General features: G+C 70.9%; 13 protein-coding genes. 6 read left to right on the top strand and 7 right to left on the bottom strand.

The window, feature by feature from the left end; genetic code table 11:
* The first annotated feature begins 27 nt into the window (after positions 1-27).
* A complete protein-coding gene (locus DI272_RS46035; protein WP_109497844.1) occupies positions 28-3,540 on the top strand; it encodes a HEAT repeat domain-containing protein in 3,513 nt (1,170 codons plus the stop codon).
* Here the strand turns inward: DI272_RS46035 and DI272_RS27030 are convergent.
* Both DI272_RS27030 and DI272_RS27035 read right to left on the bottom strand, forming a co-directional pair.
* Complete coding sequence (locus DI272_RS27030; protein ID WP_109497845.1) at positions 3,511-3,705, bottom strand: DUF397 domain-containing protein; 195 nt, start codon at positions 3,703-3,705, stop codon at positions 3,511-3,513. The genes DI272_RS46035 and DI272_RS27030 overlap by 30 nt on opposite strands.
* Positions 3,702-4,556, bottom strand: coding sequence for a helix-turn-helix transcriptional regulator (locus DI272_RS27035; RefSeq protein ID WP_109497846.1), 855 nt, complete (start codon positions 4,554-4,556; stop codon positions 3,702-3,704). The genes DI272_RS27030 and DI272_RS27035 overlap by 4 nt, the downstream gene beginning before the upstream one ends.
* A gap of 117 nt (positions 4,557-4,673) precedes the next feature.
* Here DI272_RS27035 and DI272_RS27040 point away from each other — a divergent pair, with 117 nt between their 5' ends.
* The gene (locus DI272_RS27040; protein ID WP_109497847.1) at positions 4,674-5,126 is read left to right on the top strand and encodes an ATP-binding protein; all 453 of its coding nucleotides are present in this window, start codon (positions 4,674-4,676) and stop codon (positions 5,124-5,126) included.
* Here the strand turns inward: DI272_RS27040 and DI272_RS27045 are convergent.
* Entirely contained in the window at positions 5,062-5,955 is an 894-nt protein-coding gene (locus DI272_RS27045) for a LysR family transcriptional regulator (protein ID WP_109497848.1), read from the bottom strand. The two genes, DI272_RS27040 and DI272_RS27045, sit on opposite strands and share 65 nt — an antisense overlap.
* A 153-nt stretch (positions 5,956-6,108) precedes the next feature.
* Here DI272_RS27045 and DI272_RS27050 point away from each other — a divergent pair, with 153 nt between their 5' ends.
* Both DI272_RS27050 and kstD read left to right on the top strand, forming a co-directional pair.
* Complete coding sequence (locus DI272_RS27050; protein WP_109497849.1) at positions 6,109-6,672, top strand: DUF6817 domain-containing protein; 564 nt, start codon at positions 6,109-6,111, stop codon at positions 6,670-6,672.
* 64 nt (positions 6,673-6,736) lie between these two features.
* Positions 6,737-8,476: a 3-oxosteroid 1-dehydrogenase gene (gene kstD, locus DI272_RS27055; protein ID WP_109497850.1), complete on the top strand. Its 1,740-nt coding sequence runs from the start codon at positions 6,737-6,739 to the stop codon at positions 8,474-8,476.
* On the opposite strand, the gene DI272_RS27060 is transcribed toward kstD, so the two are convergent.
* The 3 genes from DI272_RS27060 to DI272_RS27070 are packed head-to-tail and all read right to left on the bottom strand — an operon-like array spanning position 8,473 to position 10,264.
* Complete coding sequence (locus DI272_RS27060; protein ID WP_109497851.1) at positions 8,473-9,210, bottom strand: class I SAM-dependent methyltransferase; 738 nt, start codon at positions 9,208-9,210, stop codon at positions 8,473-8,475. The two genes, kstD and DI272_RS27060, sit on opposite strands and share 4 nt — an antisense overlap.
* Before the next feature lie 47 nt (positions 9,211-9,257).
* Complete coding sequence (locus tag DI272_RS27065; RefSeq protein WP_109497852.1) at positions 9,258-9,572, bottom strand: AzlD domain-containing protein; 315 nt, start codon at positions 9,570-9,572, stop codon at positions 9,258-9,260.
* A complete protein-coding gene (locus DI272_RS27070) occupies positions 9,569-10,264 on the bottom strand; it encodes an AzlC family ABC transporter permease (RefSeq protein ID WP_109497853.1) in 696 nt (231 codons plus the stop codon). The genes DI272_RS27065 and DI272_RS27070 overlap by 4 nt, the downstream gene beginning before the upstream one ends.
* Positions 10,265-10,333: 69 nt before the next feature.
* On the opposite strand from DI272_RS27070, the gene DI272_RS27075 reads away from it, so the two are divergent.
* A complete protein-coding gene (locus DI272_RS27075) occupies positions 10,334-10,891 on the top strand; it encodes a helix-turn-helix domain-containing protein (protein ID WP_109497854.1) in 558 nt (185 codons plus the stop codon).
* A gap of 93 nt (positions 10,892-10,984) precedes the next feature.
* Here the strand turns inward: DI272_RS27075 and DI272_RS27080 are convergent, their stop codons facing one another.
* Positions 10,985-11,188 (bottom strand): cold-shock protein, encoded by a 204-nt coding sequence (locus DI272_RS27080; protein WP_003992177.1) that lies wholly within the window; start codon positions 11,186-11,188, stop codon positions 10,985-10,987.
* 286 nt (positions 11,189-11,474) lie between these two features.
* On the opposite strand from DI272_RS27080, the gene DI272_RS27085 reads away from it, so the two are divergent.
* Positions 11,475-12,323: a menaquinone biosynthetic enzyme MqnA/MqnD family protein gene (locus tag DI272_RS27085; protein WP_109497855.1), complete on the top strand. Its 849-nt coding sequence runs from the start codon at positions 11,475-11,477 to the stop codon at positions 12,321-12,323.
* Positions 12,324-12,338 lie beyond the last annotated feature (15 nt).

Consider the following 12,338-nt stretch of genomic DNA (forward strand, 5'->3'; position numbering starts at 1 on the left):
CCCTGACGCACCGCTACCGTCCTGTGCATGGCGCGGGACACGGAACAGGTCACGGCGGGCGGGGAGCGGGCGGTCGGGGCGGGGGGTGACGTCAAGGTCGCGGTGACCGGGGACCTGAGCAGCGGGACGTACATCGAGAACCTGTACGTCCAGCAGACGCCGGCTCCGGCGGCCGTCTCGGACGCGGAGGCCGAGGACGCCTTGCGGCGCTACGCGGGGCGGGTCCGCGAGACCTACGGGCGCCTGGACCTGGAGGTGCTGATCCCCACGGAGGAGGGGGAGCATCCGCCCGTCGGGCTGGACGAGGTGTTCGTGGCGCCGACGGTACGGGCGGACCCGCCGCCGGTGGAGCTGCCGCGGGACATCCGGCAGCGGCTGGCGGACGCCGGGGAATGGCCGGCGAGCCTGCCGCCGGGACTGGAGCGGGAGGCGCTGGAACGGGCCCGCCGGGCGTACGCGGAACGACCGGCACGCGACGCCCTGGACGTGCTCGCCGACCCCGCCGAGAGCCGCCTCGTCCTGCTCGGTGACCCCGGCGCGGGCAAGTCGACACTCGCCCGGCACCTCGCCCTCGCCCTCACGCAGGAGGCGCTCGCGGCCGGCGATCCGCTGACGCCGCTCGCCGGCCGGGTGCCCCTCGTCGTGGAGCTGCGCGAGTACGCGGTGGGGGAGTGGCGGGAGCGGACCTTCGAGGACTTCCTCGCCTATCTGCACAACACGAAGGGCATGGCGCCACCGAGGCCCGTCGTCGCGCGGCTGCTGGCCGAGGGCCGGGCCGTGGTCGTCTTCGACGGCCTCGACGAACTCTTCGACCCCGCCGCCCGCCAGCAGGTCAGCCACCGCATCGCTGACTTCGCGGACCGGTACGGCGGCCCCGGCGGCGTCCGTGTGGTCGTGACCTCGCGCGTCATCGGCTACCGGCGCGGCGTGCTCGAACACGCCGGGTTCTCCCACCACATGGTCCAGGACCTCAGCACCCGGCAGATCACGCGCTTCGCCCGCCAGTGGTACGCCACCGCCTACCCCCACGACGAGGAACGCGCCGCCCGCCTGTGCCGACGGCTGACCGAGGCCGTGGGCCACTCCCGTCCCGTCGCCGAACTCGCCGGCAACCCGCTGCTGTTGACGATCCTCGCCATCGTCGGCCGGCGCCGCGAACTGCCCCGGGACCGCCAGGGCGTCTACCGGCACGCCGTCGCGGTGCTGGTGGCCCACTGGGACGAGCACGCCAAACACCTGCGGGCGCCGAACGACGTCGAGGCCCTGTCATACCTGGGCGACGAGGACCGGCACGAACTGCTGCGCCTGGTCGCGCGGCGTATGCAGGAGGGCGAGGGCGGCATCGCGGGCAACCACATCCACCATGACGTCCTGCTGGAGACATTCCGGGACTACCTGCGGGAGCAGTACGAACTCCCCCTCGCGCAGGCCGTGTCGGCGGCCCGGGCGATGGTGCGGCAGTTCCACGACCGCAACTTCATCCTCAGCCACTACGGGGGCGGGGTGTACGGGTTCGTCCACCGGGCCTTCCTGGAGTACCTGGCGGCCGTGGACATCGACCACCGGTACACCCGCGAACGGGAGTGGACGCCAGAGGAGTTCATCGAGGAGATCTTCGCAGGGCACGCGGACGACCCAGCCTGGCACGAGGTGCTGCTGCTGGTCGTCGGGCAACTCGGGGAACGGGAGGCGGGGGCGGCGGTCGACCGGCTGCTGGAGCTGCACCGGCGGCGGGTCGGGATGGTCTGGAAGGGCGGGCTGCTGGCCCTGGCGGTGCGGGCTCTGGCGGAGGTCCGGAGGCTGGGGGCGCTGACGGCTCAGAGCAGGGCCGTGGTGGACGCGATCATCATGGGGCTGGAGTCGGCGGACTCAAGGTTCGGCCTGCTGTTCGACGACGAGGGCATCGTCTCCGCGCTCGGGACGTTTCCCCCGCACTGGAGCGGGAGGCCCAGACTCCTGCGCTGGTTCCACCTGCGCGGCCAGTTCAGGCACCGGCCGCAGCCCGGGAGGATCGCGGCCGCGCTCTACCAAGGAACGGCATGGCCGAAGGCCATGGCGGTCCTCGCCGATGTGACGCACGCCCGGAAGGCGCTGTTGGAGATGTTGGCAGCGCGCTGGGGCCATGAGCAGGACGTGCGTCGGCTGCTCCAGGAAGGGGCAGTGGCCGAACCGGACGAGTACGTGCGCAAAGCGGCGCTGGGGCTTCTGGCGGAGATCGACGGAGCCGAAGTGAGCGAGCTCGTCAAGGACCGCTCCATTGCGGACCCCTCGCTGGTCGTGCGGGCCTTCGCACTGTCGATGCGGGACGACGCCGAGGAGCTGTGGGAGCCCTTCTTGGAGATCGTCCGATCCAGAGGCAATGCTCATGAGCGGGCCGAAGTGGTGGATCTCCTCGCCGAGCACCGGATCCAGGACCCGGTGGTCGGAGTGCTGCTGTGCCGGCTGGCCGTCGAGGATCCCGGGGACGATGTCCGCCAGCGCGCGGTCGCGGGTCTGGAAAGCCTGCTCGACGACAAAGATGTGCGGGCGTTGATACGAGACCGGGTCACCGGCGACCCGAGCGCTGTGGTCCGCAACAGGGCCATGCTGCTGCTGGTCGAGCAGTTCGGGGACTGGGAGGTCGCCCGCAGAGCCGCCGTCGAGGACAACCACTGGTACGTCCGGACGGACGCCTTGTTCGCGTTGCGGACGCTTGGCCGCGACGACGCCGATACCTGGGCATTCCTCCGTCAGCGCGCCCTCAGGGATCTCAACTCCCGAGTCCGGAGCGTGGCGTGCACGGTGCTGGCGCAGACGACGGGGTCCCACCCCGGCACCTGGGAATTCCTGCGCGGGCGCCTTGCCGAGGATTCCAGTGGCCAGGTGAGGGACTCCGCGCTCAGTGGGTTGGTGAAGCTGGGGGAGGACAAGGAAGAGACCTGGCAGATCGTCCGCGAGCGTCTTCGTGACGATCCCAACCACGATGTGCGTGAGTCCGCCCTGACCGACCTGTGCGGATACCGGAGCGACGAGGCCGTCACGTGGGAGCTGGCATGCGACCTCCTGGTCAACGACCCGCATGACGGCGTCCGCGCGGAGGCGCTGCGTGCTACGAGGCACTGCCGGGGTGCGGCCGACACCCAGGCCCTGATCCGTACCCGCGTCGCCGAAGACCCCAGTCCGCGGGTGCGGGAAGTGGCACTCGCCCTGTTGGCCACGACGGCGGGAGACGACGACACGACCCGCGAGCTCCTCGGTGTCCGGGCACTGGACGATCCCGATCCCAGGATTCGAGCCGTCGTCCTGCAATGGTGGGCTGTACGCGAGACGGGAGAGAACGGCGCCGCGTTCCTCCGTGACCGGGCCGTCGCCGATCCCCACCCCTGGCCGCGCATCGCCGCCGTCCAGTCCCTGGCCTTCGGCTGGCCCGCCCACCCGGCGACGGTTCCGCTGCTGCGGGAGCGGGCCGAGGCGGACGAGGACGAGGACGTCCGTACGGAGGCGGTGCGGGCCGTGGCGACGGCGGGGGCGCTAGCGCCGCTCGCCGAGCAACTCCCCTGAGAGGAAGGCGGACCAGGCGGCGGGGGTGAGGGTGAGGTGGGGGCCGGTGGGGTGCTTGGAGTCGCGGAGGTGGATGGTTCGGGGAGTGAATGCCACTTCGAGACACTCGCCGCCCTCACCGCCGCTGTAGCTGGACTTGAACCAGTTGAGCTGCTCGTTGTTCATAGCTGCTCCAGCTTCTGCTCGATCAACTTCCGGGTCTCCGAGGGGGAGAGGGCCATTGCTCGCATGATCCCATAGCGGTCTACGATCTTGCGGACTTCTTCCGAGTCGGTGATCAGCCGGGGGTGCCCCTGGACCTCCGTATACGCCACCTGCCCATGCCCCTTGGGCGTCAGCAGGTTGAACGCGCCGTCCATGTTGGGGTGGTCCTCTACTCGGGTCGGCATTACCTGGATTTCAAGGTTCTGCATCTGCCCCACGCTCAGCAGGCGCCGAAGCTGAGCCGCATGCACACGTCGCCCGCCGATCGGCCGGTCCAGCACGATTTCTTCGAGGACGTAGCTCACGATCGGCGCTGGCCGACGCTCGAAGACCTGCTGCCGTGAGAGTCGGTCCGCAACACGCCTCTCGATCGTCTCCTCATCCAGGAACGGCCGTCGCTTCGTGAAGACGGCCCGTGCATAGTCGTCGGTCTGCAACAGGCCCGGAACGCCATGGTTGGCGTAGAAGTGCAGCTCGACCGCCTCCGCCTCCAACCCCGCGTAATCCCGATACCACTCCGGATGCCGAGTCCGAGCCTTCGTCAGCGCCGCCTCGACCTCGGGAACGACCTCTCTGAACAGCCCTCCGGCGTCTAGGAGTTCCTCCGCCTTGAGCAGCACCTCGGGCCGAATCCTCCGTACGCCCCGCTCCATCGCGGAGATCGCGTCAGGCCCGTACCCCGCAAGCTCCCCGAACTCCGCCTGCGTCAGCCCCTTCCGCTCCCGCAGAAACTTCACCATCTTGCCCAGCGCGACGAACAACCCAGCCGTCCCGTCCGTCTCCGCAGGCGTCTCAGGCCGCCGTTCGCTCACCCACCTCACCCCTCCCACCCGACAACCCGTACACACGACTCACCGCGCCCGTACAGCTACCCAGAGTCGCCGAGTCGTACCTGGCCAGCGTAAGGACAACCCACCACGCTCAGTCACATGAACGCCGAAATCTCCACCCGCCTCAGCGCCACCCCGCGCGGCGCCCGCCTGGCCCGACGGCTCACCGCGCAGCAGTTGGACGCCTGGGGCCATCCCTACGACAGCGAGGTCAACCACGCCGCCCAACAGGTCGTCGCCGAACTCGCCGCCAACGCCGTCACGCACGGCAGGGTCCCCGGCCGCGACTTCGAACTCCGGCTCGTACTCACCGCGGAGGACACCGTCCGTGTCGAGGTGAGCGACGCCCGCCACGACCGCCGACTCCGCTACGTCACCGACCCGGACGCCGCCAACGGCCGCGGTCTGATCCTCGTGTCGGTGCTCGCGCAGACCTGGGGCGTCGCGGAGCGCAGCGTGGGGAAGACCGTGTGGGCCGAGATCCCCGTCAAGGAACCTGCCGTTCCCGCCGTTCCACGACCGTGTCCGCGAAGGCTCGCGCCGCCGGGCTGAGCGCCTCCCACCGTCGTACCGCCCACCCCACCGGAAGGGGGCGCAGGCCGGGCACCGGGATCAGCCGGAGGTCCTCCGTCGCCACCAGCCCCGGCAGCACCGGCACCACCGCCCGCCCCACCCCCAACTCGGCCAGCAGCAGTGCCGTGTCCCAGTCGGCGACGTTCGTGTCGTAGGTGAAGCGGACGCCCAACTCCCCTCCCGCCGCCTCCAGATGAGCGGCGGACGCGGAGTTCGGAGGCAGTCGTATCAGCCGTACGCCCTCAAGGTCCGCCCCCTCCAGCTGCTCCCGCCCCGCCGCCAGCGGATCGTCGGCTCGCACCGCCAGCACCCACGGCAGCTCCGCCACCACCCGCTGGTCGATCCCCCGTACCGGCGCCCCGACCGTGATCCAGGCGAGGTCGAGCGTTCCGTCGGCCAGTGCCTCGAAGCTGCCCCGCCCCGAACTCACCGTCCGGAACTCAAGGTTGACCTTCGGATGCCGGCGCCGGAACGCGACCACCGCGTCGCCCATGAAGTGCCGCACGGTCGTCGCGCCCGTCGCCACCCGCACGTACCCGCTCGCCCCGTCGGCCAGTTCGCGCACCTGCCGTACCGCCCCGTCCAGGCCGGACAGCCCTTCCGCCGCCGCCGTCTCCAGCAGCCGCCCGGCCTGCGTCGGCACGACCCCGCGTGCCTGCCGCTCGATGAGCGCGACCCCCGTCTCCCGCTCCAGCCGCTTCACGTGCTGGCTCACCGCGGACTGTGTGCAGCCGAGATCCCGCGCCACCGCGCTGAGGCTCCCCGCCCGGCACACCGCCACGAACACCCGCAGGTCATCGAGAGTCATGCACCCAAGGTAATGCTTGGGTACACCCGATAAATCCCAAGGATTGACTGTGCCGTGCGGCCGTACGACGATCTCCTCAGGGCCCCACGGGCGGCAACCCGCTCCACCCGGGACGGAGCGGGTGCCGACCCACCCAGCAGTGAGGAAGCCCTCATGACCCACGACCGGTTCGCCCAAGCTGACGCCTTGCTCAAGGAGTTGGGCGCCGCGCACACCCCTCACCCCGGTGGCACCCTGCTCGCCCATCTCCACCGGGTGCGCGACCGCCTCGCCGCCTGGGGCGCGCGCCCCGCCCTCCAGCTCGCCGGCCTCTGCCACGCCTTCTACGGCACCGACGGCTTTCCCCACCCCCTGCTCCCGCTCGATCGCCGCTCCGACCTCAGGGAAGCGATCGGTGAGGAGGCGGAGGCGCTCGTCCACTTCTATGCGAGCTGCGACCGGGAGGCGACCTATCCGACCCTCGCCACCCCCGAAGCCCCGTTCCGCGACCGCTTCACCCGTCGCACCCACACCCCGGCCGAGTCGCTCCGCCGGGACTTCGCCGAGCTGACCGCCGCCAACGAGATCGACCTCGCCGCCGCGGACCCTGACTTCCGGGACCGGCACGGCCCCGCTCTGCTCGGCCTGTTCACCCGCTTCCGCGCGCTGCTGAGCGAAGCCGCGTGGCAGGACTGCGCAGCGGTCCTGGACCCGCCAACTCCGCCGCACAGTCCTTGACTTCACATGGTCACCGCGCCACATTCCCCTTTCTGACACACACTCAGAAAGTGGGAGCGGCCCCATGAACCCGACTCGAAGACACGTACTCGGCACCTCGGCCGCCGCCGGACTCGCCCTCGCCACGGCCGGACTCCCGCAGTCCGCCGACGCCGCCGACCTCCCCCTCCTCGGCACCTGTGACGTCGTCGTCATCGGCTCCGGCGCGGCCGGGATGACCGCCGCCCTCACCGCCGCCAGACAGGGGCTGAGTGTCGTCGTCCTCGAAAAGGCGCCCACCTTCGGCGGGTCCGCCGCCCGCTCCGGTGCCGGGATCTGGATACCCAACAACCCCGTGCTCCTCGCGGCCGGTGTGCCGGACACCCCCGCCAAGGCCGCCGCCTATCTGGCCGCCGTCGTCGGTCCCGACGTACCCGCCGCCCGGCAACAGGCTTTCCTCGCCCACGGCCCCGCCATGATCTCCTTCGTCATGGCCAACAGCCCGCTCCGCTTCCGCTGGATGGAGGGCTACAGCGACTACTACCCGGAGCAGCCGGGCGGTCTCCCCAACGGCCGTTCCATCGAACCCGACTACCTCGACGGCAACATCCTCGGCGCCGAACTCGCCCATCTGAACCCGCCGTACATGGAAGTTCCCGACGGCATGGTGGTCTTCAGCGCCGACTACAAGTGGCTCGCCCTCGCCGCCGTCAGTGCCAAGGGCCTCGCCGTCGCCACCGAGTGCCTGGCGCGGGGGACGAAGGCCCTCGCCCTCGGGCAGAAGCCCCTCACCATGGGGCAGTCGCTCGCGGGCGGCCTGCGCAAGGGGCTCATGGACGCGGGAGTCCCCGTCCGGCTCAACACCCCGCTCACTGACCTCCTCGTCGAGAACGGCACCGTCACCGGCGCCGTCACCCCCTCCGGCCTCTACCGCGCCCGCCGCGCCGTGGTCGTCGGCTCCGGCGGCTTCGAGCACAACCTCGCCATGCGGACGCAGTACCAGCGGCAGCCCATCGGGACCGACTGGACCGTGGGCGCCAAGGAGAACACCGGCGACGGCATCCGTGCCGGACAGCGGGCCGGCGGTGCCCTGGCCCTCATGGACGACGCCTGGTGGGGGCCCGCGATCCCGCTGCCCGGCCAGCCCTACTTCTGCCTCGCCGAACGCACCCTGCCGGGCGGGCTCATGGTCAACGCGGCCGGCGCGCGCTTCGTGAACGAGGCCGCCCCGTACAGCGACGTCGTCCACGTCATGTACGACCGGAACCCCACCGACCCGGACATCCCGGCCTGGCTGATCGTCGACCAGAACTACCGCAACCGGTACCTGTTCAAGGACGTCGCCCCGACGCTCGCCTTCCCCGACGACTGGTACAGCTCGGGGGCCGCCCACAAGGCCTGGACCGTCGACGCCCTCGCCACCGCCATCGGCATCCCGCCCGCGGCCCTGCGCACGACCGTCGCTCGCTTCAACTCCCTGGCCCTGCAGGGAAAGGACCCCGACCAGCACCGCGGCGACAGCGCCTACGACCACTACTACACCGACCCCGCGGTCCTCCCGAACTCCTGCCTCGCGCCCCTGTGGCTGCCCCCGTACTACGCCTTCCGTATCGTCCCCGGCGACCTCGGCACCAAGGGCGGCCTCGTCACCGACGCCCGCGCCCGCGTGCTGCGGGACGACGGCACGGCGATCCCCGGGCTGTACGCCGCCGGGAACGCCAGCGCCGCCGTCATGGGGCACAGTTACGCGGGCGCGGGCTCGACGATCGGGCCCGCGATGACCTTCGGCTACATCGCGGCGAAGGACATCGCGGGAACGCTTTAGACGGCCGCCGGCCTCCGCGCGATCAGGCACGCCTGCGGGGTCGGCTCCTGCTCCTGCGGCGCCCGAACCGTCCGCGACAGGACCTCGAAACCGGCGGCCTCCAGCAGGCCGCCGACGAACTCGGGCTGCCGCCGCTGGAAGTCGAGGATCACGTCATGGCCGAAGGGCTTGTCGTGACGCTTCGGCTCGTCGCCCACCTGGAAGCCGACGAGGAGGTGACCGCCGGGCTTCAGCACGCGCCGGAACTCACTGAAGAGGGCGGGCAGTTCCTCCACAGGGGTGTGGATGGAGGAGTACCAGGACACCGCCCCCGCGAGCGCACCGTCCGCCACGTCCAGATCCAGCATCGACCCCTGCACGAAGAGCAGGTCCGGATTCTCCCGGCGCGCGATGGCGAGCATGCCCGCCGAGAGGTCCAGCCCGAACACGTCCAGGCCCAGCGACCTGAGGTGCGCGGTGGCCCGGCCGGGCCCGCACCCGAGATCGGCCACCGCGCCGCCGGGACCGACGAGTTCGGCGAACACCGCGAACATCGCCCGGTCCACCGGCGCCCCCGCGAACGGATCACGGAACCGTTCGGCGTAGTCCTCGGCGACGGTGTCGTAGAACACCCGGGTGCGGGTCAGGAAGTCAGAGACCGGGACGTCCGGGGCCGGGGTGTCAGAGGCCGGGAGGTCAGCGGCCGGGGTGTCCGAGGCCGGGATATCGGTGATCGGGGAATCGGAGTCGGTCATGGCGCGCGACCCTACAACCCGCCACTGACACCCCGGCCTCCCGGGCGCTACCCCACCCCCACCGCCCGCAGCACCGCCGCCGTCCCCGCCGCCCCGAGCACCACGACCACGAACGGCGCCCTGCGCCAGGCCAGCACGCCTCCGACCAGCACCCCGGCCGGCCGCGCCCACCCCGCGAACCCCCCGCCCTCGGTCAGCGCCCCGGTCGCGAGCAGCGCGGTCAGCAGGACGACCGCGCCCGCCGACAGCAACTCCTGCGTCCGGGGCGGCAGTTCGATCCGCCCGTGCAGCGCCGGCCCCACCAGCCGGAAGGCGTACGTCCCCACCGCCAGCGCCAGGATCATGGCCACGGTCGCGCTCATGCCGTACGCCCCCGTCCCCGTCCGTAGGCGAGCAGACCGGCCAGCGCCAGCAGTACCGGCACGCCCGCGGGGGCGACCGGTGTGAGGGCGAGGGCCAGGGCGGCGCCGAGCAGTGCCGAGCGCCGTACGGCGGAATCCGCCCGCAGTGCCGGAAGCACCAGCGCCATCAGTACCGCCGGGAAGGCCGCGTCCAGGCCGTAGCGGGCCGTGTCGCCGATCGCGTCCCCGGCGAGCGCGCCGATGGCCACGCCCGTGTTCCAGACGGCGAACAGGCCGAGCCCGGAGACCCAGAACGCCGTACGGCGCCGTACCGGATCGGGCTGGGCCAGGGCGAAGGCCACCGTCTCGTCGGTGACCAGGTGCGCCCCCACGAACCGGGACAGCCGTCCCCGGCCGAGGGTCTCCGCGACGGCGAGGCTGTAGGCGGCCGTGCGGGTGTTGAGGAGCAGGCCGGTGGCTGCCGCGGCGAGCGGCCCGCCTCCGGCCAGCAGGACGCCGACCGCGCTGAACTGGGCGGAGCCCGCGTAGACGACCAGGGACATGACGACGGGGACCCACACCGGCAGGCCACCGGCGACGGCGATCGCGCCGAAGGAGACGCCGACGACGCCGCTGGCGAGCCAGACGAGGGAGGCGTCCCGGATCAGGTCCGTGCGGGCGTGCCCGCGGGGTGTTCGCTCTGCCGTACGCATGTTCTCTACAGTGGACGGGAGAGAGCCTGTTCGTCAAGGCGAACGATCGTACCGATGGAGCGAACGCACATGTCCGACAACCGTCTGCCGCTGGAGTGGATCGCCGCCTCCCTGCGCCGTGAACGCACGCGCAAGGGCCTGTCGCTCTCCGAGCTGGCGAAACGGGCCGGGATCGCGAAGTCCACCCTGTCCCAGCTCGAAGGGGCGAGCGGGAACCCGAGCGTGGAGACGCTGTGGGCGCTGGGGGTGGCGCTCGGGGTGCCGTTCAGCGCGCTGGTGGAGCCGCCGGCGTCGTCCGTGCAGGTGATCAGGGCGGGGCAGGGGCCGACCGTGGCGTCCGAGAAGGCCGACTACGCGGCCACGCTGCTGTCCGCGAGCCCGCCCGGGGCGCGGCGGGACATCTACCACCTGCGGGCCGAGCCGGGAGCCGTACGGGAGTCGGAGCCGCACATCCCGGGGAGCGTGGAGCATCTGGTGGTGTGCGAGGGGAGAGTGAAGGCGGGGCCTCGGGGCGAGGAGGTCGAGCTGGACCCCGGCGACTATCTGACGTACCGCGGGGATGTGCCGCACTCGTACGAGGCGCTCGTGCCCGGGACATCGTTCGTGCTGGTCATGCAGCACGTGTGAGCTTGCGGGCCGGGAAAGGCAGGAGCCCCGTCGCCGTGCGGCGCGGGGCTCCTTGGGTACTGCTCTCAGGTCCGGATCAGAGACTCAGAAGTCTCAGACGGGGGTGACGTTCTCCGCCTGCGGGCCCTTCGGGCCCTGGGTCACGTCGAAGGAGACCTGCTGGTTCTCCTCCAGCGAACGGAAACCGCTCGCGTTGATGGCGGAGTAGTGGACGAAGACGTCCGGGCCGCCGCCCTCCTGGGCAATGAAGCCAAAGCCCTTTTCGGCGTTGAACCACTTCACGGTTCCGGTAGCCATAAGCCCTCCTTGGGCCCAAAGGGTTGCCCTGCTCCAGAACCTGCGATTGTGAAAACAGTGCTGCACAACTGCATACGTCTGAAAACGACTAGAGCCTGCGGTTACATGCTCCGCAGGCTCTGTACTGCAAGGGAAACCAAACTGCAACTTGCGGCGAGCCTAGCATGTGGGCAGCCGAAAGCAATAGAGGTCAAGATCACGTCACCCGGATGTTTGATCTCGCTCGTGTCGGGTTGACGGCGGGGGTGGTCATCGTACGTCAGCCCTCAGGGTCTAGCCTCACGATGTGGACAATTCACGCACCCGGCCGCGCGTCGGCCACATCCAGTTCCTGAACTGCCTGCCCCTGTACTGGGGGCTGGCGAGAACGGGCACGCTCCTCGACTTCGAGCTCACCAAGGACACCCCGGAGAAGCTCAGCGAGAAGCTCGTGCAGGGCGATCTCGACATCGGGCCCATCACCCTCGTCGAGTTCCTGCGCAACGCCGACGACCTGATCGCCTTCCCTGACATCGCTGTCGGGTGCGACGGCCCGGTGATGTCCTGCGTGATCGTCTCGCAGGTGCCGCTGGAGGAGCTCGACGGGGCGAGGGTGGCCCTGGGCTCCACGTCCCGTACCTCGGTCCGCCTCGCGCAGCTCCTGCTGTCCGAGCGGTACGGCGTCCGGCCCGACTACTACACGTGCCCGCCCGACCTCAGCCTGATGATGCAGGAGGCGGAGGCCGCCGTCCTCATCGGTGACGCGGCGCTGCGGGCCAACCTGCTCGACGGACCGAAGTACGGCCTGGAGGTCCACGACCTCGGTTCGCTGTGGAAGGAGTGGACGGGGCTGCCGTTCGTCTTCGCGGTGTGGGCGGCACGCAAGGACTACGCCGAGCGCGAGCCGGTGATCACCCGCCGGGTCCACGAGGCCTTCCTCGCCTCCCGGAACCTCTCCCTGGAGGAGGTCGGCAAGGTCGCCGAGCAGGCCGCCCGCTGGGAGGAGTTCGAGGAGGAGGTGCTGGAGACGTACTTCACCACCCTCGACTTCCGGTTCGGCGGCCCGCAGCTGGAGGCGGTCGCGGAGTTCGCGCGCCGGGTGGGGCCGACGACGGGATTCCCGGCGGACGTGAAGGTGGAACTGCTTCGGCCGTAACCTGCATCTGAGCCT

The sequence above is a fragment of the Streptomyces sp. Act143 genome, from assembly GCF_003143935.1.
GTDB lineage: Bacteria > Actinomycetota > Actinomycetes > Streptomycetales > Streptomycetaceae > Streptomyces.

Excerpts from the sequence above, each read along its gene's own strand:
- DI272_RS27030 (WP_109497845.1), bottom strand. The coding sequence starts at position 3,705 with ATGAACAACGAGCAGCTCAACTGGTTCAAGTCCAGCTACAGCGGCGGT.
- DI272_RS27045 (WP_109497848.1), bottom strand. The coding sequence starts at position 5,955 with ATGACTCTCGATGACCTGCGGGTGTTCGTGGCGGTGTGCCGGGCGGGG.
- kstD (WP_109497850.1), top strand. The coding sequence starts at position 6,737 with ATGAACCCGACTCGAAGACACGTACTCGGCACCTCGGCCGCCGCCGGA.
- DI272_RS27070 (WP_109497853.1), bottom strand. The coding sequence starts at position 10,264 with ATGCGTACGGCAGAGCGAACACCCCGCGGGCACGCCCGCACGGACCTG.
- DI272_RS27050 (WP_109497849.1), top strand. The coding sequence starts at position 6,109 with ATGACCCACGACCGGTTCGCCCAAGCTGACGCCTTGCTCAAGGAGTTG.
- DI272_RS27040 (WP_109497847.1), top strand. The coding sequence starts at position 4,674 with ATGAACGCCGAAATCTCCACCCGCCTCAGCGCCACCCCGCGCGGCGCC.
- DI272_RS27065 (WP_109497852.1), bottom strand. The coding sequence starts at position 9,572 with ATGAGCGCGACCGTGGCCATGATCCTGGCGCTGGCGGTGGGGACGTAC.
- DI272_RS27080 (WP_003992177.1), bottom strand. The coding sequence starts at position 11,188 with ATGGCTACCGGAACCGTGAAGTGGTTCAACGCCGAAAAGGGCTTTGGC.
- DI272_RS27060 (WP_109497851.1), bottom strand. The coding sequence starts at position 9,210 with ATGACCGACTCCGATTCCCCGATCACCGATATCCCGGCCTCGGACACC.
- DI272_RS27075 (WP_109497854.1), top strand. The coding sequence starts at position 10,334 with ATGTCCGACAACCGTCTGCCGCTGGAGTGGATCGCCGCCTCCCTGCGC.
- DI272_RS46035 (WP_109497844.1), top strand. The coding sequence starts at position 28 with ATGGCGCGGGACACGGAACAGGTCACGGCGGGCGGGGAGCGGGCGGTC.